Origin of the sequence: Intestinimonas sp. RTP31139st1_F5_RTP31139_211217, from assembly GCF_040226735.1 — a bacterium.
Lineage (GTDB): Bacteria > Bacillota > Clostridia > Oscillospirales > Oscillospiraceae > Intestinimonas > Intestinimonas butyriciproducens.
This window is the reverse complement of record NZ_JBCOAQ010000034.1, coordinates 1-25,698: the sequence shown is the minus strand read 5'-3', so window position 1 is coordinate 25,698 and position 25,698 is coordinate 1. Positions and strand designations below refer to the sequence as shown.

The window sequence follows — 25,698 nt, the reverse complement described above, 5'->3', positions numbered from 1 at the left end:
GTCCACGGCGCAGCCCGTCTCATCCCCCCTGGCCGGGTAGTTTCCGTATCGAAAGGCTGCGGGCCAGACCTCCCCGCCGTCTCCAAAGAGCTCCAACACTGCCGCCGAAGTGCTGCGCCGCCCGGCTCCGTCCTCCACGTACCCCTCCCGGTGCTCCCGCCAGAGTGCGGCGGTGGGCACCGCCGCCCCGCCGTCCTCCCGGGCGTATCGCTCGGCCCGCAGGAGCTGGACGGGGCTTATCCCTCCGCCCGCTTCCCACCGGATCACGGCCCCACGGGAGAGTTCTCCGGCACGCTGTGCCAGAAAGGATGCCCCCAGCCATGAGATCAGGGTCAGCGTGGCCAGGAGGAAGAGGGCGGCCCTACTCGTTTGTCGTTTCAAGGCGGACCCGGTCTCCTTCCTCGACGGGTTTATTGGAGGAGATGACCACCTGGTCGCTCTCCAGCAGCGCCCCCTCCACCGCCATGTTCTCGCTGTCCTGCTCCTGGAGGATGACGGTCTTTTTCACCACGGTCTGTTCCACGCCCATGACGCTCTGCTTCTCCTGAATCACCAGCACGTAGGCATCGCCTCCCCCCATCCGCAGGGCGCTCAGGGGCAGCACCATGTCGTACTGCTGGCTGCGCCTGGAAATTTCCAGCTCCGCGGACCCGCCGGAGCCGTAGTTCCCCTCTGGGAGCTGAGCGGTCACCGTCACCTGACCCTGGCTGTCCGCCGCCCCCACGGAGGTAATAATCGCCTCCGCGCTTCCGGCTTTTCCCTCCAGGGTGAAAGTGAGCTTCCCCTGGTCCCCCGCCGCCAAGTCCTCGGCCTTCTTCTGGTCCAGCTTTCCCCGGAATGCAAAGCCCTGGTCGTTCCGGGTGAGGACCGCCGCCTGCGCCCCCTCCTGGGTCCTGCCCGGCTGCGAGAGGATGGATGCCACTGTGCCGTCCACCGGCGCCGTCAGCCGTCCACCGGCGGCCTCCACAGCCTTGAGCTGTTCCAAGAGCTGCCGGGTCTCCCGCTGCTGGCTCACATAGCCCAGCCGTTCGGCCTCCCGCTCCCGGCTGCCGGCCTCGCCGGACTGCCGCTCCTCCTCCGCCTTTCTGCGGGCCTGCTCCAGCGCCCGCTGGGCGCTCTCCACCGTCCGTGCGGCGCTGAGAAGCTTCTCCTCCCTTTCAATTCCCGCGTCCTCTGCGGCACGCTCGGCTGTACGCAGTGCTTTCTCCGCGCTTTCCACGGCAGCCTGTGCCGAGAGCACCAGTTCTTCCTCGCCGACGTCCGTGCGCGCTCGGGCCTCTTCCAGCTTTTTCTCGGCCGCGTCCCGCTCCGCCTCCGCCGCCTGGAGCTTTTCCTCCTGGCGTGCTCTTGCCTTTTCCAGGGCCTCTTCCGCCCGGGTCACGGCCAGATCAGATCCGTAGTTGTAGGACTCCATGCTCCAGTCCGCCGTCTCCACGGCGGACTGGAGGTCCTCCACACTGGTCCGGGCCGCCTGGAGCTCTTCCTCGCCGGCCCCCGCCTCGATGAGCGCCTCCAGCGCCCGCTGGGCGTCGTTCAACCGGCTCCTGAGGTCTTTCAAATCACGCACCGATTCATAGTACTGCTTGCTGTACGCTTTTTGCGCGTCCTGGGCCGCCGTCAGACTCTCCTCCGCGGCCTCCACCGCGGTCCGTGCCGCGTCCTCGGCGTCCCCTAGGGCTTTTTCCGCCGCCTCCAGCTCGTCCTCCGCCGTTTTTACCAGTTGATTTCTGGCTTTTTCCTCCGCCCTCTTCAGGCCGGCAAGGGCTTCTTCATAATCGGCCCGGGCCGTCTCCAGATCCTCTGCGGCCCGGGTCTCCGACCGTTCCGCACTGCCGGACAGCCGGTCGTAATCCTCCCGCGCCTCCTCCAGGGCCTGTTCCGCCTCCAGGATCCCATCCGTGGAGTCGCCGCTGGTCCCCTGCATGGTATTGGCTATCTTCAGCTCCAGGATGGCAAGCTCATTCTCCAGCTTTTCCATCGACTGCCGGAGCGCTTCGTCATCCAGCGTCATCAGCACGTCTCCGGCCTTGACCTGCTGCCCCGTCTCTGCCGAGATGGTGTTTACCAGGACATCGCTGGGCAGGCTGAGGACCAGATCCCCCAGGGGCTCGATGTTCCCATTGACCGTCACCCGCTGGGTAAGGATGCCCGTCTTGGGGTTCTGGGCCTGCACCTGTGCAACGGTGATCCCGTCCGCCGCCCTCGAAAGGAGGGTAAGAACAGCCATCAGCGCCAGGAATACGCACAGGCCCCGGGCCGCCGCCCGCTGCACGCCGTTGGAAAAGAGGGGCTTAGGCCGCTCTCCTGCCGCCAGCCGCCGCCGCTCCAGCTCCACGCACTCCTTCCACTTTTCCACCGGCTCCAAGTCCATCGGTGATCCACTCCTTTTTTCGCGCCCTGCGGCGCTTATTCCGCCAGATAGATCCGGGTCTTTTCCATCACATTCGCCGCCGCCTGCTCCGGCGTCAGGCTTCCGTCCGACAGCCCTCTCAACTGGCGCTCCACCGCTTCCTTTACCACCTGGTCCGACAGGATGGGGGCGTCCAGCCGGTCGCACAGAGCCCGGAATCCCATATCGTCCTCGGCGTTCTCCGCCGCCTGCTCCACCATGGCGTCAAGGGAGCCGCCGTTCACCGGAAAGCCGTCGTACAGATAGCTGTCCTGTACCGTTCGTGAGAGGAGCATATCCACAAAGGACTCGGCCAGCTCCCTCTGGTTTCCGGTGGACACAATCCCCACGCCGCTGGAGGGCGTATAAGCGTTCCCGCCGAACAGGGTGTCCAGGGTCCAGTCCCGTGCGGGCTTTTCCCCTGTATTCCCGCCGGAGCCGCCCGTACTGTACGACACCAGCGGCGTCCCCCCCTCCCGTCCGTTGAGCGCGGTCAGGATGTTCTCCAGGGAGAACTGGCCGGCAAGCTCCTGCACGTGGAAGAGGGCTTTCCCTTCGCTGAGCCGATTGGACCCGGGGTCCAGGATCTCAGCACCGCTCCCGCCGCCGCTGGCGGCCACCACAATGGCAAAACTGACCCCGTCCCCCAACTCAGGGGTATTCTCCCGCTCTGCCTGCTGGATGCGGAGCATGTCGGCAAAGTAGCCTTCCAGCGCCTGCTGGTCCACCCCTTTTTCCGTGACAATACTCCCGGCGCAGACGTCGTAGTAGTCCATCAGCATCCCCGTTTCGCCGAAGAGCTGCGCCGAGGGGCAGAGGAACGCCGGCTCTCCGCCTTGACCCTCTTCGACCAGTCCGGCCAGATCCGTCAGAGACCGCACCTGCTCCACACACTCCCGCTCCCCCATCATCACCGGCACGGTGAACCGTGCGGGAACGCCGTAGACCCTGCCGTCCCGGCAATAGGCGTTCGTCAGATTGGGCATCAGCCCATCCTCCTCCAGACGCCTGGTCTGCTCTGTCATATCGGCCAGGACTCCCTTTTCTATGTAAGAGTCCACATTCAGGCCGTCCAGCAGAAGCAGATCGGGCCCTTTCCCCGCCATGAGCTCGGTGTTGAGGGTACGGATCACATCCTCTGCGGTGGCGCCCAGCTCCTCGTCCAGCAGAACCTGGAAGTTGACCCGCACCGTGGGGTTGCTTCTCTGGAACTCTCCAATGGCCTGGCGAATGGTGTCGCTGTCCCTGAGCCCGAAGATCACCAGTTCGGTGTCCGGAAGGGTCGGGGTATCCGGATCATAGGAATAGTGCAGCAGCCGAACGTCATCCTCCCCCTGCAGCAGGGCGTAGAAGCCGCCCTCCCCGTCGGAGGTCAGGCCCGATAGGCTCAGCGTAGGCATCGAGAGGGAGGTGAGCTCGCCGTCCACCAGCTTCTCCCATATGGTCCCTCCAGCCGTCTGTCGGTAGATGCCGGTGGCATCGCCCAGATACACGCCTTCATCGTCCAGTCCCAGCGCTGTCAGGAAGCTCAGGCCGTCATATATGCTCCCGCCGGTCTGTCTGCCCGTCTTCAGATCGTAGAGCACCGTCTCCTTTCCGTCGGCGCTCACGGCCAGCAGCGTGTCTCCCAGGACCGCCGCGCCGCTGTTATAGCTTTGGGTCGGATACTCCATCAGGAGATGCCCGTCGGTGCTCCGGTAACGGGAGATGCCCTCCCCGCCAAAAATCACCAGCAATTCCCCTTCGTCCAGGGCCCGGACGCCGGAGAGAAACCGTCCGCCTGCACAGAAGGCCACCGTGCCGGTCACTTCGCTCTCAGCATGCTGAACGGCGAGTCCCTCTCCGGCCGCCTGATCCTGCCCCAGCTCCGGGAGCTCCACGGGCTCCAAGGCCCCGCCCCGCAGACGGTAGATGCCGTTCTGTCCTTCCGCCCCGCTGGCCAGCACATAGGCTGTGCCGTCGGACGCCTCAGAGATGTCCCGGATACCGGCGAGCCCCCCGGTCCATGTCTGCTCCGTCCGCTCCAGATCTCCGCCTCCGGCGGGTAGGACGCACCGCTCCAAACGCAGAGCGCCGTCCGTCCCCTCCCCCCGGACATAGAATACAGGGCGGCCGTCGCTGTCCAGGTGGAGGTCCAAAACGCGGGATATCCCCTCCAGCACAGCGGTCTGCTCCTCGATATAACGGCCCATAGGCGTGCTTTCCCCCGCCTCTCCGCCGGCTTCGCTGCAGCCCGCCAGCAGTCCCAGGACAAGGATGCCGGACAGGGCGGCACAAATGATACGTTTCATGGCTTCCGCTTCCTTTCACTCAGTGTAGCATCAGAATATCGCGGCTTTCTCTAAACCACCTGGAAGTTTTTTAGAAATTTATGAGATCTCAGGGCTTGTTCAAAATTGTGACCCCGTCCCAACGCAGGGCATATTGCCAGCATGCAAATAAGTCCTGTGCCTTTTCAGCCCCTGTCCGCGGGCGCAGGCGGGGCGCTCCGCTGCTTATTTTCGCGTGATCCCAAACGGCTATAGGTTTTTTAGAGGATTTCATGATATAGTGAGAGCACCGATATCAAAGACGAGGTGCCTTTCTATGCGAATTCTTATGGTAGAGGACGATCAGGCGCTCTGTGCCGCCGTGGATATCCATCTCCGGCAGCAGGGCTATACGGTGGACTATGCCCACACCGGGGAGGATGGCCTCCACTTTGCCCTGCAAAACGCCTATGACCTGATTCTTATGGACCGGATGCTGCCTGAACTGGACGGTCTGGAGGCCGTGCGGACCCTGCGCAGCCGGGGGTTCTCCACCCCGGTGCTTATGCTCACGGCTCTGGACGGCGTCCCAGACCGGGTGGACGGGCTGGATGCCGGGGCCGACGACTACCTGGCCAAGCCGTTTGCCGCGGAAGAGCTTCTGGCCCGGATCCGCGCCCTGTCCCGCCGCCCCAGGCAGTGGGAGTCCACCAGCCGGCTCTCCGCCGGGGATCTGGAGCTGGATACGGAGCTCGCCGCCCTCCGCGGGCCCGCGGGGGCCTGTTCCCTCTCCCGCCGGGAGAAACAGCTTCTGGAACTCTTCCTTCGCAACGCCGGGCAGACCCTGACCCGTGAGCTTCTGCTCTCCCGGGTCTGGGGACCGGACGCTCCGGTGGAGGACGGCAATCTAGACAACTATATCCACTTTCTCCGCCGCAGGCTCCGTACAGTAGGGAGCGCCGTCCGCCTTGCCACTGTTCGCTCCGTGGGCTATCGGCTGGAGGTCGGGCCATGCTGACCCGGCTCCGGCGGCAGCTCACACTCCTCTCGGCGGCCTGCACGGGGGCGGTACTGCTGGCCATGGCCTGGGCTGCCCTGTCCCTGGCGGAGGGCCAACTCCGCGCCGGTTCAGAGGCAGGGTTTCTCTCCAGCGCCAACGCCATCATAGCCAAGCTCCGATCGGATCGGGTGGTCAGCACGACCTGGCTCGCCCAGTTGGAGTCCGGAGAGGGGCTCATCATCTCCCTGCGGGACCAGGGCGCGCCCCTCAGCTTCTCCGGCGCCTGGACGCCCAGGACCGCCCGCCCCCTGCTGTTGGAGCGTGCAGTCGCCGGCGCCCGCGCCCTTGGCGTGGAGCCGGACAGCCCTCCTCTCTCCCTCATCGACACCACCTCCACCCCCGTTTTTGAGGTACGCGGAGACCTGGGCGAGCGATATCTGGCCTCCGTCACCCAGATCCCGTCTTCGCAAGGCTGGCAGAGCCTGGTCCTGCTCAAGGATATGTCCTCCTCCGACCAGCAGCTTCTGCTGCTGCGCGGCTCCTTCGCCGCTCTGGTGGCCGCCGGGGTGACCGCTCTGCTCCTGCTCTGCTGGGCCTTTGCCGGTCGGGCCATCCGTCCCATCGAGGAGAGCCGACGGAAACAGGCCGAATTCATCGCCGCCGCCTCCCATGAGCTCCGCTCGCCCCTGGCCGTCATCCGTACCAGCGCCTCCGCCCTGGCCGTGGCCCCCGACCAGGCGTCCCGGCTCCGGCAAAACATCGAGGTGGAATGCGCCCGCATGTCCCGGCTGGTAGACGACCTGCTCTCCCTGGCCCGGAGCGACGCCGGAACCTGGACCATTGCCCGTGAGACCGTGGATATGGACGCCCTGCTGCTGGAGACCGCCGAGCTCTTCTGCCCCGTGGCCCGCCAGAAAGGGCAGCGTCTGCTGTTGGAGGTCCCCGAGCGGGACCTCCCCCCGGTTACCGGAGACCCCCAACGGCTCCGTCAGGTCCTGTCCGTCCTCCTGGACAACGCCTTCAGTTATACGCCGCAGGGGGGTGTAGTCACGCTGCGGGCAGAGGTGGACGGCGCCGCTCTGACCCTACAGGTCGCCGACACCGGGCCGGGCATCTCCCCCCAGTCTCTCCCCTATATTTTTGACCGCTTTTACCGGGCCGATGTCTCCCGCACCACCAAGGAGCACTTTGGCCTGGGCCTCTCCATTGCAAAAGAACTGGCCGCTCTCCATGGGGGGACGCTGCGGGTGGCGCGAACCGGGCCCGAGGGTACGGTCTTTGCGCTCCGTCTGCCCCTTCACCGGGGGAGACACATTTGAACGCACCGCCCTGCTTTCCCGCGGCCCCGCAATGCAGAAAGGAGCGCGCCGGTTTTCCCCCGCGCGCTCCTTCTTATGCTTTTTTATCGGTTGAGCTGATGGATGGCAAGCCCTAGGCCGCTCTCTACCGCCTCTGAGATCCCCTCGGCAAAGGTGGGATGAGGCCGCACCAGGGCGGCCAGTTCCTCCAGCGTTTTCCCCTCTGCGACGGCCAGGGTGAATTCACCCACCAGATCGGTGGCCCGCTCACACATGAGCTGCGCCCCCAGCACCGTGCCGGTCTCGGCATGGGACACCACCTTGATAAAGCCCCGTTCCGCGCCAGCAATGATGCTCCGCCCATTGCCGTTCATCAGGTACTTGCTTCCCTTTGTGGGAATCCCCGCCTCCTTGGCCTGGGCCTCGGTGAGCCCCACAGAGGCAATCTCCGGTTCGGTGTAGACACAGGCGGGGATGGCGTTCAGCTTCATGGGCGGCTCTTTTCCCGCGATCATACTCACAGCGTTGATCGCCTGGGCCGAGGCCACATGTGCCAGCTGAATGCTGCCCGCCACCACGTCTCCAATGGCATAGATGCCCTTCACGCAGGTCTCGAACCGCTCATTCACCGGGATCGCCCCCCGGTCCAGTCCCAGGTCCACGCCGGGCCCGCACAGGCCCTCGGTGTTGGGCGTCCGCCCGGTGGAGACCAACACGGCGTCCGCCGCAACGGTTTCGGCCTTTTCCTTTGACGTATAGGCGCACCGGAGGCCCTCCCCGGTCCGCATCACCTGCTCCACCCGGGCCCCGGTACAGAGCTTTACGCCCCGCCTTTTCATGAGCATGCTCAGATTTTGAGCAATCTCCTTGTCCATGGTGGGCAGCACTCGGTCCATGGCCTCCAGCACGGTGACCTGGGCTCCCAGAGCACTGTAGAGGGAGGCAAACTCCATGCCGATCACTCCGCCGCCGATGATGGTCAGGCGGGGATGGTACATGCCCTCCCCCAGCAGGCCGTCGCTGGTGACCACCCCGGGCAGGTCCAGGCCCGGAATGGGCGGCAGGGCCGGGCGAGCCCCAACCGCCACCAAGATGTGTTCCGACTCGTAAATCGCCTCGCCCACACGGACCCTGCCGGGCCCCTGGATAACGGCGCTGCCATGGATCACTTCCACCCCATTGCCTTTCAGCAGCCCCTCCACCCCTCTGCGGAGCTGCTCCACCACCTGACGCCTGCGCTCATCCATGACGGCGTAGTCGAAACCGGCGTCGCTTGCCGTCACGCCAAAGGCGGCGCTGTGCAGCACCTGCCGGTAGAGGCTGGCGCTGTGCAGCAGAGTCTTGGTCGGGATACACCCCCGATTGAGACAGGCGCCGCCCAGGGCGGCCCGCTCCACCAGCACGGTGCGCAGTCCGAGCTGGGCGGCCCGGATGGCGGCCACGTAGCCGCCGGGGCCCCCTCCGATCACAATCAGGACGCTTTTCATGTCCGCTCCTCCGGATAGAGATACCGCAGGACCGGGTGCCGGGCGGCGTTCACCTCGTCGGGCCGACCAATGGGCGTGGTGTGGGGCGCCGTGTGGAGCCTCTCCGGGTCTGTGTCCGCCTGTGCACGGATGGTCTTGAGCACCTCCACCGCGCGGTCCAGGGTCTCCCGGGACTCGGTCTCGGTGGGTTCGGCCATAAGCGCCTCCTCCACGATCAGCGGGAAGTACATCGTGGGGGGATGGATCCCGTGGTCCAGCAGGGCCTTGGCCACATCCATAGCGGAGACGCCCTTTTCCTTCTTCAGCCCGGCCAGCGTGAGCACAAACTCATGCATGCAGGGGCCGTCGCCGTAGGCGATGTCATAGGTCCCACGGAGCATTTCGCGCATATAATTGGCATTGAGGACAGCCCCCTGCGCCGCCTCGGTGATGCCCTCTGCGCCCAGTGTCAGGATATAGGTGAGCGCCTTCACCACCACGGCGAAGTTGCCGTAAAACGCCTTTACGCTGCCAATGCTCTTACAGGGGCGGTCAAACTCCAGCCCGTGCTCTCCCTCCGCCACGTGATAGTTCGGCAGGAAATCCATGAGAAATCGCTTGCAACCTACAGGGCCGGAGCCGGGTCCTCCTCCGCCGTGAGGGGTGGAAAAGGTCTTGTGGAGATTGAGATGCACCAGATCAAAGCCCATGTCGCCCGGTCGGGCCACTCCCATGACGGCATTGAGGTTGGCCCCGTCATAATAGGCGAGCCCGCCCGCGTCGTGGACGATCTGCGTGATCTCCAGGATATTGGGATCAAAGAGGCCCAGGGTATTGGGATTGGTAAGCATGAGCCCGGCAGTATCCGGCCCCACGGCCGCCTTCAGCGCCTCCAGGTCCACGCCGCCCTGGGGATTGGAGGGCACGTTGACCACGGTGAAGCCGCACATGGCGGCGGAAGCCGGGTTGGTGCCGTGGGCGGAGTCGGGAACGATGATCTTGGTCCGCTGGGTATCGCCCCGGTCCAGATGATACTTCTTCACCATCAGCAGGGCGGTGAACTCCCCGTGAGCGCCAGCGGCGGGCATAAAGGTCATGCCGTCCATTCCCGTGATCTCGCACAGCAGCTCCTCGGCCAGGTACAGCGCCTCCAGGCAGCCCTGGACCGTGTCGGCGCCCTGGGAGGGGTGTACCCCCGCAAAGCCGGGCAGGGCCGCCGTCTCCTCATGGATTCTGGGATTATACTTCATCGTGCAGGAGCCCAGGGGATAGAATCCGTTGTTCACCCCGTGGGACCGCCGCTCCAGCTCGGAGTAGTGCCGGGAGAGATCCACCTCGGACATCTCGGGGAGACGCAGCGGCGTCCGGCGCTCCGTGCCCTCCATCAGGTGGGCGGGAGGCACATCCAGCGGGGGCAGCAGGTCGCAGCCGCGCCCGGCGTGGCTTTTTTCAAACAGCAATTCCATCTCAGCACACCTCCCGAATGGCCGCTTCCAGCGCGTCAATCTCCTGCCGGGTGTTCATCTCTGTGGCGCACCACAGGATGCCGCTTTCCACCGGAAGTCCGCCCAGGATGCCCCGCAGGGCAAGCCCCTCCAGAAGGCGTTCCGGCTTTACCGGACATGTGGTGACGAATTCATGGAAATAAGGGCCAGGATAGACCATATCGAAGCCGGGCACCGAGCAGATCCGTTCGGCGGCATATCGCGCGTGGGCCATGCAGCCCTCCGCCGCCTGCCTGAGACCCTTTGCCCCCATGGCCGCCAGGTACACCGCTGCGGTCATGGCACAGAGGGCCTGATTGGAGCAGACGTTGGAGCTGGCTTTTTCCCGGCGGATATGCTGTTCCCGGGCCTGGAGCGTGAGGACATAGGCTCTCCGGCCGTCATGGTCGGCGGTCTCACCCACGATGCGCCCAGGCAGCTTTCGGGCCATGGCGCTTTTGGCCGCCATAAAGCCTAGGTAGGGCCCCCCGAAGCTGAGAGGAAGTCCCAAAGGTTGCCCCTCTCCCACCGCGATATCGGCGCCGCACTCGCCGGGCGTCTTGAGCACCGCCATGGCGATGGGATTCACACCCATAATGAATTTGCCGCCGCAGCCGTGGACCGCCTCGCCCATATCGGCGGCGGACTCGATGCGGCCGTAATAATTGGGCTGCTGGAGGTAAAAACAGGCCACCGTGTCGTCCAGCAGCGCCCCGAGGGCCTCCTGGTCGGTAAAGCCGTTTTTCATGGGGACGGTCTTTACCTCCATACCGTTTCCGAAACAATAGGTCTCGATGGTCTGAAGGACCATGGGATGGGCAGCGGCGGAGACCAGCACGGTATTCCGCTTCCGGTCCCTGCACATGGCCACGGCCTCCGCCGCCGCGGAGGCCCCGTCATAGACCGAGGCGTTGGAGGCGTCCATGCCGGTAAGCGCGCAGATCATGGTCTGGTACTCAAAGATGGACTGGAGGACGCCCTGGGATATCTCCGCCTGATAAGGGGTGTAAGCGGTGAGAAAGGTCTCCTTGGACGTGACACTCTTCACAATGGATGGAATATAGTGCCGGTAGGCTCCCGCCCCCCGAAACACAGAGGGAAACACGGTGTTCTTGGAGGCAATGCCCTCCAGGATACGCCGGACCTCCAGCTCGCTTTTGCCCTCCGGGATGTCCAGCCGCTCCACCTTCATCTCCGCCGGGACTTGTGCATAGAGCTCATCGATGCTCTTGCAGCCGATGGCCTCCAGCATCTCCTGCCGCTCGGCGGCAGTGGAGGGAATGTAGCTGCCCACGGCTCAGCCCTCCTCGGCGCACAGGGCCGCATAGGCCGCCGCGTCCAGCAGGTCCTCCTTGTCAGTGATGCCCTCGACCTCCACCAGCCATGCGCCGTAGGGATCGGCATTGATGCCCTCGGGTGCGTCCATCAGCGCTTCATTCACAGCCTTCACCGTTCCGCTTACAGGGCTGTAGACATCGGAGACCGCCTTGACGGACTCCACATCGCCCAGAGCCTCGCCGCAGGTGAGCGTGTCCCCTACCTCGGGCAGGTTGACAAAGACCAGGTCGCCCAGAGCCTCCTGCGCGTGGTCGGTGAGACCCACCCTGGTGGTGTCGCCCTCCATGAGGACCCATTCGTGGGATTTGGTATACAGCAGATTTTCAGGGGTGTTCATCATCGTTTCCTCCTTAAAAATAATAGATGTGCTTTTGCCGGCGAATATCCGCATTTCGCCCCCCGGGGCGTTGGACTGCGTGACGCCCTCTCTGTGCGTATGGGAGGGCAGGTTGACAAATGGACAAGGACTGTTGCTTGCCAATTTCCACCGCTGTCCATTACGCTTATCTCATCAACTGAACTGTTCCGACCGGTTCAGCGTTTGTAAAAGGGCAGCTCCACCACTTTGCAGGGAATGCGGCGCCCCCTCACTTCCACCTCCACCTCCGTGCCGGCGGCGGCGTCCTCCGGGGCCAGATAGGCCATGGCCATGGCCTTACCGAGGAAGGGACAATGTGTGCCCGAGGTCGTCTTTCCCGCCAGCCGGCCGCCGATGTAAATGTCCTGGTGTTCCCGGACAATGCCGCGGCCCGTCACCTCCAGCCCCACTCTGACCCGGGCGATGGGCAGCTTGGCGGCGATGGCGTCCTTGCCGATGAATTCCCCTTTGCTCAGCTTTACGGCAAAGTCCAGTCCCGCCTCCAGCGGCGTGATCTCGTCGTCGAGCTCGTGGCCGTAGAGCGGCATGGCCGCCTCCAGGCGCAGGGTATCCCGCGCCCCCAGCCCGCAGGGGATGAGCCCCAGATCTTTCCCTGTCTCCAGCAGCAGGTCCCAGAGGGCGCCGGCATCGGCATTGGCGCAGTAGAGCTCATAGCCGAATTCACCAGTGTACCCCGTGCGGGAGATCAGGCACCGGATCCCCTTCAGATCCACATCTTTCACAAAGCTGTAGTATTTCTTGGGCAGGACGGGCTCCTCCAGCAGCCGCAGCAGGATTTCCTTTGATCTGGGCCCCTGAAGGGCCACCTGAGCCACGTCGGCGGAAATGTCCTCCATGGCGCAGTCCCCTGAGAGGTGGGCGCGCATCCACGCGGCGTCCTTATCCTTGTTGGCGGCGTTCACCACCACCAGATAGGCCCCCTCCCGGAGCTTGTAAACGATGAGGTCGTCCACACAGCCCCCCTGGTCGTTGCACATGGGGGAATAGCGCACCTGGCCGTCATACATGCCCGTAAAATCGTTGGTCAGCATATGATTGAGGTTTCCCAAGGCGTCCGGACCGGTGAATACCAGCTCTCCCATGTGGCTGACGTCGAAAAGCCCCGCGGCGGTACGCACTGCCATATGCTCGGCGATGACCCCGGTGGGGTACTGTACCGGCAGGAGGTATCCCGCAAAGGGGACGATCTTGCCGCCCAGCGCCTCGTGGCGGCTGTAGAGGGGTGTCTTTGCTTCCATGCTCTCCTTCTCCTTTCAGATTGGTAGTACAAATAATTGAAAACGGAGGCGCGCCTAAAAAAGGCACGCCTCCGTCTGGTCACCTGAAAGATTCTCCGCGTCCTCTCCGGACAACAGGTTGCTTCTTCGGTCCGGCGTTTCCGCCGGTCTTCGGAGTTTCGTCCGGCATCGGTACTTTTGCCTGAGAGTTTCTCTGCCGATCCCCTTCGGCGCCGCATTGCGCGGTCTCTCCCGATGCCATCATCCGCATATTCTGTTTTCTGCTTTCAGTATATCGAAAAGAACCCGGTTTTGCAAGGACAGATTTTGTGTTATACTGGAAAGAAATTTTGTGCAGTTTCCCGGCGTTCGCCGCTGGAAAGGAGTCTGTGCCATGTATCTGCGCCTCTACCGCCCTGAGGACCTGGAATCCCTTACCCGCCTCTTTTTTGAAACCATACACACGGTCAACGCCGGAGACTACACCCCGGAACAGCTCTGGGCCTGGGCGCCCGGGGCCGTGGACGCAGCCCGCTGGGACCACACACTGCGGGAACACCACTCCCTGGTGGCGCTGGACGGAGACCTGATCATCGGCTTCGGGGACATGGACGGCAGCGGATATCTGGATCGGCTTTTTGTCCACCGGCATTTCCAGTCCCGCGGGACCGCCACCGCGCTCTGCGACGCACTGGAACGCCATGCCGCGGCCGCCGGCGTCACTCATTTTACCACCCACGCCTCCATCACCGCCCGGCCCTTCTTCTCTCACCGGGGCTATCGGACCCTCCGGGACCAGCAGGTGGTACGGCGTGCTGTCCTGCTCACCAATTTTGTCATGGAAAAGTCGATCACCTGACCGGCAGTGCGGCACTACAGGAGCTTGATCACCCGACCGTCCTTCCGGGGCAGGGGCCTGAGTTCCGGGCCCGCAGGGTAGCCCAGGGCAACGCTGCCCACACCCCGCATACTCTCGGGAAGGCCCCACTGCCGGAGGTACGCCTTCCCCTCTTCCGAGTCGAACATCTCCCGGACGCGGTGGATCCAGCAGGCGCCCAGCCCCAGTGCATGGGCCGCGTTGAGCATGTTGCAGAGCGCGCAGCTTCCGTCCTCCACCCAGGTATACCGGACCGTATCCGCCAGGACCAGAATGATCGTCGGCGCCCCGTAATAGGGGTCCATATCTTTATCCCAGAAGGACTTGTTCAGGGCGGCCAGCCGGTCTCGGAGTTCCTTCTCCTGCACCGCCACCAACTCCACGCCCTGCACATTCTTTCCGGTGGGGGCATATAGGCCGGCCTGGAGCACCTGGTCCATCTCCTGCTCCGAAACCTGGCGTGTCTGGTACTGACGTACGCTCCTGCGGGTCAAAAGCACATTCATTGCTTCCTGTTTCATCTGGCATCCCTCACTTTGAGACAATGTTTGGAATCTTTTCCCGTCCCCATCATAGTCCAAACACAGGCTTTTGTCAAAGCCCCTTTTGTGCAGGGCCGTCCAGGAGCCGGCCATGGAAGTCGAATCGCGACCCGTGACAGGGACAGTCCCAGGTCTTCTCGTCCGGGTTCCACTCCACCTGGCAGCCAAGATGGGGGCAGCGCGCCGAGACGGTGAAAACTTCCCCATCCTCTGTCTTATAGACCCCCAGCTTTTCCCCCTCCACTTCCACGATCCCGCCATGGCCCGGCGTCAGCGCCTCCACGGCCGCCCTCGGCGGCTCGAAGGCGGACCGGCACAGGCCTTTCACCGCCTGTTTTCCGTCCTCCCAAAGGTTGGCCGCCGAAGCGCGCAGGTCCATCCTCCCCGGGTCGAAAACCGCTCCGTCCGGGTCCCGCTCCCCGGTGAGGAGTCCGGAGAGGAGCAGGGCGGAGACCATCGAACCGGTCATGCCCCACTTGCCGAAGCCGGTGGCCACGTACCAGTTGGGCGCAGCAGAGGCGTAGGGCCCGATATAGGGTACCCCGTCTATGCTGATGCAGTCCTGCGCCGACCAGTGTGCCGCCTGGGACGCACCGGGAAAAAGCCGCTCCGCCTGCTCCTCCAGCCCCCGGTAGCGGCCTCCGGCGGAGTTTTCCCCGGTGCGGTGCTTCCCGCCTCCCAGAAGCAGCAGGTCCCCGCAGGGGCGCAGCGACACCCCGTCCGGATCTGTGCCGTAATACATTCCCTTCAGCCGGGCCGCCCCTCGGAGCGCCAGCACATAGCTGCGCTCCTGGTGCATCCTCAGGAAATACAGCCCCGGCACATTGATGAAAGGGTAATGGGTGGTAAACACCACCTGCTCGGCCTTCACCCGTCCCCGCTCCGTCCGCAGCGCGCCCCCCTCCGCCGCGATCACCCGGCTATGCTCAAAAACCTCCAGCTCTTCCGCCAGCGCGCCCAAAAACCGAAGAGGGTGGAACCGGGCCTGTCCTTCCAGCCGGGCCGCCCCCTTCACGGGAAACGGGAGCTCCGTCTCCAGTGTGAAGGAACACTCCAGGCCCAACCGGGCGGCGGTATGCGCCTCCTGCCGGACCGGATCCTCCTCCTGGGTGGAATAGAGGAAGGCGGGGCAGTCCTCCCACTCGCATGGGATCTTCCGCTCTCGCACCAGCCGCCGGTAGGCTTCCACGGCCCGCTGGTTGGCCGAGGCATACTGCCGTGCCGCCAGCTCCCCCTTCTGTTCGGAGAGCCGCTCGTAGATCATGCCGTGCTGCGCCGTGATTTTGGCCGTGGTGTTCCGAGTCTGACCGCCGGCCAGCCGTTCGGCCTCCAGCAGCAGCACCTTTGCGCCCCTCTGCCGCAGGAACCAGGCTGTGAGCACACCGGCCATTCCTCCGCCCACTACCGCTACCTCTGTACTGTGTTCCCCTTCCAGCGCCGACCGGGAGGGAAGGGTTACGGTTTCACTCCAAATGGACCCCATTTCTTAATCACCTCGGGGACAGCATGTGCATCCCGGAGCAAAATCATGTATCGGACTTTCTCCAGACCGCGGCGGCATCCGCTCTAAGTGCCAGGTCCCGGAATACGGCCGCTACCTGACACTCATATTCCCGTACATCGCCAGCCTTTCGCAGCCTTTTTGCATACCTTCCGTCGTCCTCAAAAAGGCCCATCAGATAGAACCAGATCTCCTTCATCCGCAGCATGGCGTTTCGGCTGCTTCCAAATGCGGCGCAGTAGCCCTGATAGAGCTCGTCATGGAAAGCCCGCAGCCTGTCCTTGTCCGCGCCCGGCCCGCCGCCGGCCTTATCTATGAGGGCCGGATCGGCGATGAGCCCCCGGCCCAGCATCAGTCCCGCCGCCGTTTGGAACCGCGCCTCCGCCGCCCGGCACTCTGCCGCCGTCACCAAGTCCCCATTGTAGCATACCGGATTGCGGCTCTTCGGCAAGGCGGCCTCGAACGCCTCCGTCCGTATCCGGTTCCGATAAAAATCCGCCCGCACTCTAGGGTGGATGGTCAGTTCGGCGATGGGATAGCGGTTATAAATCTCCAGCAGGTGGGAAAACTCCTCCGATTCCCGCAGCCCCAGGCGGGTCTTCACCGATATGCGCACCTCTGCGGCGGCAAAAATCTCCTCCAGGAAGCGGTCCAGCTCCGCAGGCTCCCCCAGAAAGCCCGCCCCTTTTCCTTTGGCCGTCACGGTGCCGGAGGGACAGCCGAGATTCAGATTGACCTCCCGGTAACCCATCTTCTTCAGCTCGCCCGCCGCCCACAGGAAGTCCTCCGCGCGCCGCGTCAGGCAAAACCGCAAAATCAATCCTCATTTCTTGCGGTGCGAGGCTCGCTCCTTTTGATATAAAGGAATTGCGCGATCTTATGTCCTACGACGAATTAGAACTTGACACGTTAGGCGACAGAAAAACAGCTTTGTTTTTGATTATGAGCGATACGGACAGCACGTTTAATTTTGTTATCGCTATGCTGCAATCGCAGTTATTTAATCTCTTGTGCGACAAGGCCGACGACGAATACGGCGGCAAGCTGCCGGTTCATGTTCGCTGCCTGTTAGACGAGTTTGCAAACATTGGACAAATCCCGCAGTTTGAAAAATTGATTGCCACAATCCGCAGCCGGGAAATCTCGGCTTCTATCATTCTGCAATCGCAGAGCCAGCTAAAAGCCATTTACAAGGACGCGGCAGAAATCATACTTGACAATGCCGACAGCACCTTGTTTTTGGGAGGGCGCGGGAAAAATGCAAAGGATATTTCGGAGAACTTGGGACGTGAAACAATCGACAGTTTCAACACTTCCGAAAATCGCGGCACGCAGGTTTCTCATGGCCTCAATTATCAGAAATTGGGAAAGGAGTTGATGACACAGGACGAAATCGCAGTTATGGACGGAGGAAAATGTATTTTGCAGTTGCGCGGCGTGCGCCCCTTTTTCAGCGATAAGTACGATATAACGCAGCACCCGAACTACAAATACCTTTCCGACTTCGACAAGAAAAACGCTTTTGACGTTGAACGGTATATGTCCACCCGTCCGGCAATCGTAAAGCCCGACGAACCCTTTGACATATACGAAATAGATTTGTCCGACGAGGACGCAGCCGCCGAATAAAAACGGCGGCATTTTTATTTCCAACAACATTTTTTGAGCCGTTTTAGCGGCAGAAAGCGAGGTTTATATGGATTTTTTCAACAGCGCAGTTGACGTATTGCAGACTTTGGTAATCGCGCTTGGCGCAGGACTTGGCATTTGGGGCGGCATTAACCTCATGGAGGGGTACGGCAACGATAACCCCGGCGCGAATGCTTATGTGTCATAAAGTAGCATATAAAAATTGATATGCAGCCCTACTATTCCAAACAAACATTGTTAAAAATGACGAAATCTTTTGAGGTTTTACATATCATATCGTGAATAACGCTTGATTTATCGGCATTTTCATGGTAACATTATCCTAAGATATAGTGTAGAAATGTATACAAGGATACTTAGTTGAAAGGAGGGAAATTTGGTGGACTATTTATGGGTGTTGGTATTATTGATTTTGGGAGTTTGTATGGTCTGTTATCCTAAAATATTATGGAAAATAGAAAATTTATTCACAGTAAAAAATGGTGAACCAACCGAACTATATTTAGTATTAATGCGGATTGGTGGTGTATTTTTTATTATTTGTTCAGTTGGTATGATTATATATCTAATTGTAAAATGAAACACCCTTATAGTTCTTAAATTGTATCCTATTATTCGAATTCAATAATTTCAAGAAAGGAGTGAACTGTATGAATAAGATATTTAAAAAGGTTATATCATTGGCACTTATAGGAACGCTATGTATAGGTGCAAGTACGACGACTTTTGCAAGTGAGTTATCGCCGGAAGCAAAGGCAGAAGCGACACAAACTAATGAAAGTGAGCGGAAAGTAAATTGGTGGCAAGTTGGTTGGAAAGTTTTATCCGACTATTTTGAAAAACTTATCGATCTTGATGGACAGAGCGTAAAAGATAGTAATTGGGCATATCTTGTGTCTCCGAGTATTGAATTTAATACTGGCGAGATGGGAAATGAAGTATACTTTAAACCAGAAGTAAATAATTCAGTTGGTTCAATGCGTATGCATGGACATCGAGTGATTTTTGTTGATATTTTTGCTAAAATCAATCTTATTTTGTCTGATGCAAATAACGATACTGTTAGTAGTGCCGTTACAGAAACGAATCAGTATATGTTTTACGATAAAAAAGCGAGTGATCCTGCCGGAAAGTGGAAAGCTCAGTTTATTTCTTCTGAAAGTTTCAAATGGCAGTGCTATTATGCACACTATTATAATGCAAATACTAGAAGTGCATTGCCAGAAGTAGAGGATGGATTTTATTTTGGAGATAATAATCGAGTTTTTCAATTTTCTGAAAATCCATCACCAGCTACTTTAGCAAATAATAAGATTTTAACCATGACTGAATTAAATAATCAATTTATTAACCCTGCCGACGGCGAAGCTGTTGATTATCTAAAAGACTATGCTCCTGGAGATGAGGTTCATTTCGCAGATAAAGTTATTGATATAACTTATAATGCAGATGAGAAAGCCACAACCATTTTCTTTGATGAAAAAGTTTCTGGTGATCTTATTGGATGGAAATTTAATGGTGATTTAACAAATGAATATGCTATAGGAGATACAGTCAGCTTAAATTTTAATGTTGTTAAAATTGGAGAATACAACAATATTATATTTGAAAGTCTTGATTACTTTGAAGAAGCATTTTCACATGAAGATGGAGGAAAATATCCTGATATAAATAATTATAGATAATTTCTGGCTTTTCCTCTGACAGCCACACAGAAACAACCCTATCATAAGATGATGTTTCATTTTAAAATTGAATAATCGCCACCCCGCAGCGGCACACAAAGCAGTAAATCCGAAAAAGATTTGCTGCTTTTTTTGCGCCCATTTTTGGCAAATTTCCAAATGTTCCGTATTAGACAGTGAAGCCAAAAAAGGTTGCCATTTTTTTCAGACAGCGGGCAAAACACAGCTTCCAAAACGCCTTATTGTCGGGAAAGACTACGCCGCAGGAAAAGTTCTTGCCGGAAAGTCCGTCATTTTTGCTTTTTGCGGTGTTGTAGGGAGTAAGGGGAGAACGCCGCCCGCAGCCTTTTATGAAAAAAGCTGGTTATAGATTTCCCGAAAAAGTGGCAGTAGCAAGTGAGGACAATCCGGCAGCTCTTTATGAAAAAAGCTGGTTGCGATTTCCCGAAAAAGTGGCAGTAGGAAGTGAACGGCAGTCCGGCAGTTACTTAGAGCAAGATTCTACCGCAGTACCAAAATTCGCTTATCGCTCATTTTGCCCCTGCGGGAATCTTGTTGGGGAGTGCCTTCCCCAAACCCTGCCATGCGGCTTACGCCGCTTATCCCGCCGCAGCCATGCGGCAGTCGAAAGGAGGTTTTACCATGCGAAAACGATACAACACACCGCACCGCAGCCGGGTAGTCAAGACACGCATGACCGAGGAAGAATATGCCGAGTTTGCGGAAAGGCTTTCTGCCTGCAACATGAGCCAATCCGAGTTTATCCGGCAAGCCATAACCGGGGCAGCCATACGCCCCATCATAACTGTTTCCCCCGTCAATGACGAGCTGCTTGCCGCTGTTGGGAAGCTGACCGCCGAATACGGCAGGATCGGCGGCAACTTAAACCAGATAGCCCGGACGCTGAACGAGTGGCACAGCCCCTACCCGCAGCTTGCCGGGGAGGTACGGGCGGCGGTTTCCGACCTTGCTGCCCTAAAGTTTGAAATCTTGCAGAAAGTGGGTGACGCGGTTGGCAACATTCAAACATATCAGCTCTAAAAATGCAGACTATGGCGCAGCGGAAGCCTACCTCACATTTGAGCATGACGAGTTTACCATGAAGCCCACCCTTGATGAAAACGGGCGGCTGATACCGAGGGAGGATTACCGCATTTCTTCCCTTAACTGCGGGGGCGAGGATTTCGCTGTTGCCTGTATGCGGGCTAATCTCCGCTATGAGAAAAACCAAAAACGGGAAGATGTGAAAAGCCACCACTATATCATAAGCTTTGACCCACGGGACGGGACAGACAACGGCTTGACCGTAGACCGGGCGCAGGAGTTGGGCGAGCAGTTCTGCAAGGCACATTTCCCCGGACACCAAGCCCTTGTATGCACCCACCCGGACGGGCATAACCACAGCGGCAATATCCATGTGCATATCGTCATCAACTCCCTGCGGATTTATGAAGTCCCGCTTCTGCCCTACATGGACAGACCAGCCGATACACGGGAGGGCTGCAAGCACCGCTGCACCAACGCCGCTATGGAATATTTCAAGAGTGAAGTCATGGAGATGTGCCACCGGGAGGGGCTTTACCAAATCGACCTCCTAAGCGGCAGCAAGGAACGGATAACGGAACGGGAATACTGGGCGGCAAAGAAAGGGCAGCTTGCCCTTGATAAAGAGAACGCCGCCAGAGAAGCCACCGGACAGCCAACCAAGCCCACCAAGTTTGAAACGGACAAGGCGAAGCTGCGCCGGACGATACGGCAGGCACTTTCCCAAGCTGGTAGCTTTGACGAGTTTTCTTCCCTTTTGCTGCGGGAGGGTGTGACCGTCAAGGAGAGCCGGGGGCGGCTTTCCTACCTCACGCCGGACAGGACAAAGCCTATCACAGCCCGGAAGCTGGGGGACGATTTTGACAAGGCTGCTGTCCTTGCCCTGCTTACACAGAACGCCCGCAGAGCCGCAGAACAGACCAAAGCCATACCCGAATACCCTGTCGCAGTTAAAAAGCCGTCACAAGGGGAAAAAACCACAAAAACCACCCCGGCAGACAACACCTTGCAGCGCATGGTTGACCGGGAAGCCAAGCGAGCCGAGGGCAAGGGCGTGGGCTATGACCGCTGGGCGGCAAAGCACAATCTAAAGCAAATGGCGGCTACCGTTACCGCCTACCAGCAGTACGGCTTTTCTTCCCCGGAGGAACTGGACGAAGCCTGTTCTGCCGCCTATACCGCCATGCGAGAAAGCCTTACGGAGCTGAAGCAGGTGGAAAAGACGCTGGACGGGAAAAAGGAGCTGCAACGGCAGGTGCTTGCCTATTCCAAGACCCGCCCTGTCCGGGACGGGCTGAAACAGCAGAAAAACGCCAAAGCAAAAGCAGCCTACCGACAGAAGCACGAAAGCGACTTTATCATAGCAGACGCAGCCGCCCGCTATTTCAGGGAGAACGGCATTTCCAAGCTGCCGAGCCATAAAGCCCTGCAAGCAGAGATTGAAAGCCTTATCAAAGAGAAAAACAGCGGCTACAACGATTACCGGGCAAAACGGGAGGAATACCGCCGCTTACAGACTGTCAAGGGCAATATCGACCAGATTTTACGCCGGGAACGCAAGCCTGTGAAAAGGCAGGAACAGGAGCGATAAAAACCACCCCAAAATGTACCCGAACCCATACCGAACAAGGGGGCTGCCCCGTACCCTATCCGGCAATACCAAAGGATTTTTTAACGGGCTTACAGGGCAGAAAAATCCCGAAAATGATACCGAGATGATACAGAATTATCGCCGATACCGCCACACCAGCGGAAACGGCAGAAAGGAGCGCACCCATGCCAAGAATGAGCAAGAAACGGCGGCTGGAATGGTCTTTTTTCCTGCGGCAAGTAAAAGTCGGGAATACCACCTGCGACCGTATCACATACAACGACCTCTGCCGGGGCTGTACCCATAGCTGCAAGCAGAGCTTCCGGGCGGTTATCATACTCTGCCCCCGCTACTACTCCAAACGCCGGAAAAAGGAGGACAGGGACAATGGCAGATAACCGCAAGTATTACTACCTCAAGCTGAAAGAGAACTTTTTTGACAGCGACTCCATTGTGCTGCTGGAAGATATGAAAGACGGGATTTTATATTCCAATATCCTCTTGAAGCTGTACTTAAAATCGCTGAAAAACGGCGGGAAATTGCAGCTTGACGAGCATATCCCCTACACAGCACAGATGATAGCGACACTGACCCGCCACCAGATAGGGACAGTTGAGAGGGCTTTAGAGATTTTCCGGCAGTTGGGGCTTGTGGAGCAGCTTGACAGCGGGGCTTTCTATATGACCGACATTGAGCTGATGATAGGACAGTCCTCTACCGAAGCCGAGCGAAAACGGGCTGCAAGGCTGGAAAACAAGGCACTTTTACCGCCCCGGACAAAAGGCGGACATTTGTCCGACATTCGTCCACCAGAGATAGAGATAGAGTTAGAGAAAGAGATAGAGATAGAAAAAGAGAGAGAGGGAAAAACGGGGCACCCCGCCCCCGCCGCTTATGGCAGATACAACAATGTGATACTGACCGATACAGAGCTTTCCGGGCTGAAAACAGAGCTGCCCGACAAGTGGGAGTATTATATTGACCGGCTTTCCTGCCATATCGCTTCCACCGGGAAGCAGTACCACAGCCATGCAGCCACCATTTACAAGTGGGCGCAGGAGGACGCTGCCAAAGGCAAGGCTGCCCCGAAACAGGGCATACCCGATTATTCATGCAAGGAGGGCGAGAGCTTATGAAAAACGAGATTGAAGCTATGATTACGGACATTACAGCCACTACCGCCGAAGCGGAGGACTACACAGGCGAGGACGGGCTTTTATACTGCGGCAAGTGCCATACGCCCAAAGAAGCCTATTTTTCAAAAGAAACCGCCCAATGGTTAGGGCATGACCGACACCCGGCAGAGTGCGACTGCCACCGGGCAGCCCGTGAAAAACGGGAAGCCGCTGAAAGCCGACAGAAGCACCTTGAAAAAGTGGAGGACTTGAAACGCCGGGGCTTTACCGACCCCGCTATGCAAAACTGGACATTTGAGCATGACAACGGCAGAAACCCACAGACCGAAACCGCCCGCTTTTATGTGGAGAGCTGGGAAACCATGCAGGCTGAAAATATCGGCTACCTGTTTTGGGGCGGCGTGGGGACAGGAAAAAGCTACCTCGCTGCCTGTATCGCCAACGCCCTTATGGAGAAAGAAGTTGCCGTCTGCATGACAAACTTTGCAACGATACTGGGTGACCTTGCCGCCAGCTTTGAGGGCAGGAACGAATATATTTCCAGCCTTTGCAGCTATCCTCTACTGATACTTGATGATTTCGGTATGGAGCGAGGGACAGAGTACGGGCTGGAACAGGTTTACAGCGTGATTGACAGCCGTTACCGAAGCGGCAAGCCGCTGATCGCCACGACCAACCTCACGCTGGAGGAATTGCAGCACCCGCAGGACACGCCCCACGCCCGTATCTATGACAGGCTGACTTCCATGTGCGCCCCCGTCCGCTTCACGGGCAGCAACTTCCGAAAGGAAACCGCACAGGAAAAGCTGGAACGCTTAAAGCAACTGATGAAGCAGCGAAAGGAGAGCCTATGACAGAAACGAAACAGACAAGCACCACCAAAACAGACCGCCGCCCGGACTGTGTGACGGAAATCCGCATGGGCAACTCCGTCCTTACCGTTTCCGGCTTCTTCAAGCAGGGCGCAACCGATACCGCAGCCGACAAGATGATGAAAGTGCTGGAAGCGGAAGCTGCTACACAAAAAATGGCGATTTGACCGACCATAAAGAAGCAGATTTGACGCTTTTGCCGCTATACAGACAGCCACCCCATGTGGTACAATCAAGGTACGGAATAGTGGGGCTGGCTGTCGGAAACGGAGGATTTTATGTTAAGACAGACCAACCAACAACCAATTACCGCCCTTTACCCAAGACTTTCCCATGAGGACGAGCTGCAAGGCGAGAGCAATTCCATTTCCAATCAGAAGCGTATCCTTGAAACCTATGCGAAGCAGAACGGCTTTTCCAATCTGCGCTGGTACACGGACGACGGTTATTCTGGTGCGAACTTTCAAAGACCCGGTTTTCAAGCCATGCTTGCGGACATTGAAGCCGGAAAAGTCGGGACAGTTATCGTAAAGGATATGTCGAGGTTAGGGCGAAACTACCTGCAAGTGGGAATGTACACGGAAATGATTTTCCCACAGAAAGGCGTCCGCTTCATCGCTATCAATGACGGAGTGGACAGCGCACAGGGCGACAATGACTTTGCCCCGCTGCGGAATATCTTTAACGAATGGCTGGTGAGAGATACGAGCAAGAAAATACGGGCGGTAAAACGCTCAAAAGGCATGAGTGGCAAGCCCATCACAAGCAAGCCTGTGTATGGCTACCTCATGGACGAGGACGAAAATTTCATCATTGACGAGGAAGCTGCACCCGTAGTCAAGCAGATATACAACCTCTGTCTTGCCGGGAATGGTCCGACCAAGATAGCCCGTATGCTCACAGAGCAGCAAATCCCCACGCCGGGAACGCTTGAATACCGCAGGACGGGCAGCACCCGCCGCTACCACCCCGGCTATGAGTGCAAGTGGGCGACCAATACCGTAGTGCATATCCTTGAAAACCGGGAATACACAGGCTGTCTGGTAAATTTCAAGACAGAAAAACTTTCTTACAAAGTCAAGCACAGTGTAGAAAATCCCCCGGAAAAGCAAGTGATTTTCGAGAACCACCACGAGCCTATCATAGACACCCAAACATGGGAACGGGTGCAGGAGCTTCGCAAACAGCGCAAACGCCCAAACCGCTATGATGAAGTGGGCTTGTTCTCCGGCATACTGTTCTGTGCGGACTGCGGTAGTGTCATGTATCAGCAGCGATACCAGACGGACAAGCGCAAGCAGGACTGTTATATCTGCGGCAACTACAAGAAACGCACCCATGACTGTACGGCGCACTTTATCCGCACCGACCTCTTGACCGCTGGCGTACTCTCCAATCTGCGGAAAGTGACAAGCTATGCGGCAAAGCATGAAGCCCGGTTTATGAAGCTCTTGATTGAGCAGAACGAGGACGGGGGCAAGCGCAGGAACGCCGCCAAGAAAAAGGAGCTGGAAGCCACCGAGAAACGCATAGCCGAGTTATCCGCTATTTTCAAGCGGCTGTATGAGGACAGCGTGACCGGGCGCATATCAGACGAGCGTTTCACAGAGCTGTCGGCAGACTATGAAGCAGAACAACGGGAGCTGAAAGAAAGAGCCGCTGCTATCCAAGCGGAGCTTTCCAAAGCACAGGAAGCCACCGTGAACGCAGAAAAGTTTATGAATGTTGTTCGGCGGCATACCAGCTTTGAAGAACTTACCCCTACTCTGTTGCGGGAGTTTGTAGAGAAAATCGTTGTGCATGAGTGCAGCTATGACGAGAACAAGACCCGTAGGCAGGACATTGAGATTTATTATTCTTTTGTTGGCAAGGTGGACTTGCCCGAATAACCGCCCGACCTATCCGACATACCTCATGTGCCGGATAGGAACGGCAAAATTTTTTACACTTCTATTACTTCTTTATCACACATCAGTAAA

At 58.6% G+C, this 25,698-nt stretch carries 23 protein-coding genes, 2 pseudogenes and 2 riboswitches; of the genes and pseudogenes, 14 read left to right on the top strand and 11 right to left on the bottom strand.

Annotated features, from left to right (window positions below; translation table 11 throughout):
* The 3 genes from ABUA09_RS15160 to ABUA09_RS15150 all read right to left on the bottom strand — a co-directional run.
* Positions 1 to 381: hypothetical protein (locus tag ABUA09_RS15160; protein WP_349949492.1), on the bottom strand; the 381-nt coding region annotated here is incomplete at its 3' end.
* The gene (locus ABUA09_RS15155) at positions 362 to 2,371 is read right to left on the bottom strand and encodes an efflux RND transporter periplasmic adaptor subunit (RefSeq protein ID WP_349949491.1); all 2,010 of its coding nucleotides are present in this window, start codon (positions 2,369 to 2,371) and stop codon (positions 362 to 364) included. The genes ABUA09_RS15155 and ABUA09_RS15160, both read right to left, overlap by 20 nt.
* Before the next feature lie 35 nt (positions 2,372 to 2,406).
* Positions 2,407 to 4,680, bottom strand: coding sequence for a hypothetical protein (locus tag ABUA09_RS15150; protein WP_349949490.1), 2,274 nt, complete (start codon positions 4,678 to 4,680; stop codon positions 2,407 to 2,409).
* 295 nt (positions 4,681 to 4,975) lie between these two features.
* On the opposite strand from ABUA09_RS15150, the gene ABUA09_RS15145 reads away from it, so the two are divergent.
* Entirely contained in the window at positions 4,976 to 5,656 is a 681-nt protein-coding gene (locus tag ABUA09_RS15145) for a response regulator transcription factor (protein WP_058117405.1), read from the top strand.
* Positions 5,650 to 6,957 carry a sensor histidine kinase gene (locus ABUA09_RS15140; protein WP_349949489.1) on the top strand — a complete coding sequence of 436 codons (1,308 nt, stop codon included), beginning with the start codon at positions 5,650 to 5,652 and terminating at the stop codon, positions 6,955 to 6,957. Before ABUA09_RS15145 ends, ABUA09_RS15140 begins: the two co-directional genes overlap by 7 nt.
* Before the next feature lie 83 nt (positions 6,958 to 7,040).
* On the opposite strand, the gene lpdA is transcribed toward ABUA09_RS15140, so the two are convergent.
* From lpdA to gcvT, 5 genes are all read right to left on the bottom strand, one after another.
* Positions 7,041 to 8,423, bottom strand: a complete 1,383-nt coding sequence (gene lpdA / locus ABUA09_RS15135) for a dihydrolipoyl dehydrogenase (RefSeq protein WP_349949488.1) — start codon at positions 8,421 to 8,423, stop codon at positions 7,041 to 7,043.
* The gene (gcvPB, locus tag ABUA09_RS15130) at positions 8,420 to 9,868 is read right to left on the bottom strand and encodes an aminomethyl-transferring glycine dehydrogenase subunit GcvPB (protein WP_058117402.1); all 1,449 of its coding nucleotides are present in this window, start codon (positions 9,866 to 9,868) and stop codon (positions 8,420 to 8,422) included. Before gcvPB ends, lpdA begins: the two co-directional genes overlap by 4 nt.
* A gap of 1 nt (position 9,869) precedes the next feature.
* Positions 9,870 to 11,180, bottom strand: a complete 1,311-nt coding sequence (gcvPA, locus tag ABUA09_RS15125; protein ID WP_033117816.1) for an aminomethyl-transferring glycine dehydrogenase subunit GcvPA — start codon at positions 11,178 to 11,180, stop codon at positions 9,870 to 9,872.
* Between the two features lie 3 nt (positions 11,181 to 11,183).
* Positions 11,184 to 11,561 carry a glycine cleavage system protein GcvH gene (gene gcvH, locus ABUA09_RS15120; protein WP_349949487.1) on the bottom strand — a complete coding sequence of 126 codons (378 nt, stop codon included), beginning with the start codon at positions 11,559 to 11,561 and terminating at the stop codon, positions 11,184 to 11,186.
* Between the two features lie 197 nt (positions 11,562 to 11,758).
* A complete protein-coding gene (gcvT, locus tag ABUA09_RS15115; RefSeq protein WP_033117814.1) occupies positions 11,759 to 12,841 on the bottom strand; it encodes a glycine cleavage system aminomethyltransferase GcvT in 1,083 nt (360 codons plus the stop codon).
* 69 nt (positions 12,842 to 12,910) lie between these two features.
* A riboswitch (glycine riboswitch) is annotated at positions 12,911 to 12,997 on the bottom strand.
* A gap of 3 nt (positions 12,998 to 13,000) precedes the next feature.
* Positions 13,001 to 13,085, bottom strand: a riboswitch (glycine riboswitch).
* A gap of 129 nt (positions 13,086 to 13,214) precedes the next feature.
* Between gcvT and ABUA09_RS15110 the strand changes: the two genes are divergently transcribed.
* Positions 13,215 to 13,679 (top strand): GNAT family N-acetyltransferase, encoded by a 465-nt coding sequence (locus tag ABUA09_RS15110; RefSeq protein WP_349949486.1) that lies wholly within the window; start codon positions 13,215 to 13,217, stop codon positions 13,677 to 13,679.
* A 14-nt stretch (positions 13,680 to 13,693) separates the two neighbouring features.
* On the opposite strand, the gene ABUA09_RS15105 is transcribed toward ABUA09_RS15110, so the two are convergent.
* The 3 genes from ABUA09_RS15105 to ABUA09_RS15095 all read right to left on the bottom strand — a co-directional run bounded on the left by ABUA09_RS15105 (position 13,694) and on the right by ABUA09_RS15095 (position 16,554).
* Positions 13,694 to 14,218 carry a nitroreductase family protein gene (locus ABUA09_RS15105; protein ID WP_033117812.1) on the bottom strand — a complete coding sequence of 175 codons (525 nt, stop codon included), beginning with the start codon at positions 14,216 to 14,218 and terminating at the stop codon, positions 13,694 to 13,696.
* A 73-nt stretch (positions 14,219 to 14,291) separates the two neighbouring features.
* Positions 14,292 to 15,722 carry an FAD-dependent oxidoreductase gene (locus tag ABUA09_RS15100; RefSeq protein WP_279202752.1) on the bottom strand — a complete coding sequence of 477 codons (1,431 nt, stop codon included), beginning with the start codon at positions 15,720 to 15,722 and terminating at the stop codon, positions 14,292 to 14,294.
* Positions 15,723 to 15,765: 43 nt separating this feature from the next.
* The gene (locus tag ABUA09_RS15095) at positions 15,766 to 16,554 is read right to left on the bottom strand and encodes a tRNA-dihydrouridine synthase (protein ID WP_349949485.1); all 789 of its coding nucleotides are present in this window, start codon (positions 16,552 to 16,554) and stop codon (positions 15,766 to 15,768) included.
* Here ABUA09_RS15095 and ABUA09_RS15090 point away from each other — a divergent pair.
* From ABUA09_RS15090 to ABUA09_RS15040, 11 genes and pseudogenes are all read left to right on the top strand, one after another.
* Positions 16,530 to 17,369, top strand: a pseudogene (locus ABUA09_RS15090) (VirD4-like conjugal transfer protein, CD1115 family); the annotation flags it as partial. The gene ABUA09_RS15095 and the pseudogene ABUA09_RS15090 sit on opposite strands and share 25 nt — an antisense overlap.
* Positions 17,370 to 17,436: 67 nt before the next feature.
* Positions 17,437 to 17,565 (top strand): annotated as a pseudogene (locus tag ABUA09_RS15085) (Maff2 family mobile element protein); the annotation flags it as partial.
* Between the two features lie 204 nt (positions 17,566 to 17,769).
* Complete coding sequence (locus tag ABUA09_RS15080; protein WP_195196484.1) at positions 17,770 to 17,970, top strand: DUF6199 family natural product biosynthesis protein; 201 nt, start codon at positions 17,770 to 17,772, stop codon at positions 17,968 to 17,970.
* Positions 17,971 to 18,040: 70 nt separating this feature from the next.
* Complete coding sequence (locus ABUA09_RS15075) at positions 18,041 to 19,075, top strand: hypothetical protein (protein WP_118447846.1); 1,035 nt, start codon at positions 18,041 to 18,043, stop codon at positions 19,073 to 19,075.
* Between the two features lie 642 nt (positions 19,076 to 19,717).
* Positions 19,718 to 20,116: a plasmid mobilization protein gene (locus ABUA09_RS15070; RefSeq protein ID WP_044024773.1), complete on the top strand. Its 399-nt coding sequence runs from the start codon at positions 19,718 to 19,720 to the stop codon at positions 20,114 to 20,116.
* Positions 20,088 to 21,710 (top strand): relaxase/mobilization nuclease domain-containing protein, encoded by a 1,623-nt coding sequence (locus tag ABUA09_RS15065; protein ID WP_349949484.1) that lies wholly within the window; start codon positions 20,088 to 20,090, stop codon positions 21,708 to 21,710. The genes ABUA09_RS15070 and ABUA09_RS15065 overlap by 29 nt, the downstream gene beginning before the upstream one ends.
* 185 nt (positions 21,711 to 21,895) lie before the next feature.
* Positions 21,896 to 22,108 (top strand): hypothetical protein, encoded by a 213-nt coding sequence (locus tag ABUA09_RS15060; protein ID WP_005927784.1) that lies wholly within the window; start codon positions 21,896 to 21,898, stop codon positions 22,106 to 22,108.
* Positions 22,098 to 22,847 (top strand): putative phage replisome organizer, encoded by a 750-nt coding sequence (locus ABUA09_RS15055; RefSeq protein WP_014078533.1) that lies wholly within the window; start codon positions 22,098 to 22,100, stop codon positions 22,845 to 22,847. The genes ABUA09_RS15060 and ABUA09_RS15055 overlap by 11 nt, the downstream gene beginning before the upstream one ends.
* Positions 22,844 to 23,701, top strand: coding sequence for an ATP-binding protein (locus ABUA09_RS15050; RefSeq protein ID WP_014078534.1), 858 nt, complete (start codon positions 22,844 to 22,846; stop codon positions 23,699 to 23,701). The genes ABUA09_RS15055 and ABUA09_RS15050 overlap by 4 nt, the downstream gene beginning before the upstream one ends.
* Positions 23,698 to 23,886, top strand: coding sequence for a transposon-encoded TnpW family protein (locus ABUA09_RS15045; RefSeq protein WP_014078535.1), 189 nt, complete (start codon positions 23,698 to 23,700; stop codon positions 23,884 to 23,886). The genes ABUA09_RS15050 and ABUA09_RS15045 overlap by 4 nt, the downstream gene beginning before the upstream one ends.
* Before the next feature lie 111 nt (positions 23,887 to 23,997).
* Entirely contained in the window at positions 23,998 to 25,608 is a 1,611-nt protein-coding gene (locus ABUA09_RS15040; protein WP_014078536.1) for a recombinase family protein, read from the top strand.
* Positions 25,609 to 25,698 lie beyond the last annotated feature (90 nt).

Bases quoted from the DNA above. Each gene is read 5' to 3' on its own strand.
- ABUA09_RS15150 (WP_349949490.1), bottom strand. From the start codon at position 4,680: ATGAAACGTATCATTTGTGCCGCCCTGTCCGGCATCCTTGTCCTGGGA.
- gcvH (WP_349949487.1), bottom strand. From the start codon at position 11,561: ATGAACACCCCTGAAAATCTGCTGTATACCAAATCCCACGAATGGGTC.
- ABUA09_RS15050 (WP_014078534.1), top strand. From the start codon at position 22,844: ATGAAAAACGAGATTGAAGCTATGATTACGGACATTACAGCCACTACC.
- gcvPB (WP_058117402.1), bottom strand. From the start codon at position 9,868: ATGGAATTGCTGTTTGAAAAAAGCCACGCCGGGCGCGGCTGCGACCTG.
- ABUA09_RS15075 (WP_118447846.1), top strand. From the start codon at position 18,041: ATGAATAAGATATTTAAAAAGGTTATATCATTGGCACTTATAGGAACG.
- ABUA09_RS15105 (WP_033117812.1), bottom strand. From the start codon at position 14,218: ATGAAACAGGAAGCAATGAATGTGCTTTTGACCCGCAGGAGCGTACGT.
- ABUA09_RS15045 (WP_014078535.1), top strand. From the start codon at position 23,698: ATGACAGAAACGAAACAGACAAGCACCACCAAAACAGACCGCCGCCCG.
- ABUA09_RS15110 (WP_349949486.1), top strand. From the start codon at position 13,215: ATGTATCTGCGCCTCTACCGCCCTGAGGACCTGGAATCCCTTACCCGC.
- lpdA (WP_349949488.1), bottom strand. From the start codon at position 8,423: ATGAAAAGCGTCCTGATTGTGATCGGAGGGGGCCCCGGCGGCTACGTG.
- ABUA09_RS15055 (WP_014078533.1), top strand. From the start codon at position 22,098: ATGGCAGATAACCGCAAGTATTACTACCTCAAGCTGAAAGAGAACTTT.
- ABUA09_RS15155 (WP_349949491.1), bottom strand. From the start codon at position 2,371: ATGGACTTGGAGCCGGTGGAAAAGTGGAAGGAGTGCGTGGAGCTGGAG.
- ABUA09_RS15145 (WP_058117405.1), top strand. From the start codon at position 4,976: ATGCGAATTCTTATGGTAGAGGACGATCAGGCGCTCTGTGCCGCCGTG.
- ABUA09_RS15070 (WP_044024773.1), top strand. From the start codon at position 19,718: ATGCGAAAACGATACAACACACCGCACCGCAGCCGGGTAGTCAAGACA.
- gcvT (WP_033117814.1), bottom strand. From the start codon at position 12,841: ATGGAAGCAAAGACACCCCTCTACAGCCGCCACGAGGCGCTGGGCGGC.
- ABUA09_RS15140 (WP_349949489.1), top strand. From the start codon at position 5,650: ATGCTGACCCGGCTCCGGCGGCAGCTCACACTCCTCTCGGCGGCCTGC.
- ABUA09_RS15100 (WP_279202752.1), bottom strand. From the start codon at position 15,722: ATGGGGTCCATTTGGAGTGAAACCGTAACCCTTCCCTCCCGGTCGGCG.
- ABUA09_RS15060 (WP_005927784.1), top strand. From the start codon at position 21,896: ATGCCAAGAATGAGCAAGAAACGGCGGCTGGAATGGTCTTTTTTCCTG.
- ABUA09_RS15040 (WP_014078536.1), top strand. From the start codon at position 23,998: ATGTTAAGACAGACCAACCAACAACCAATTACCGCCCTTTACCCAAGA.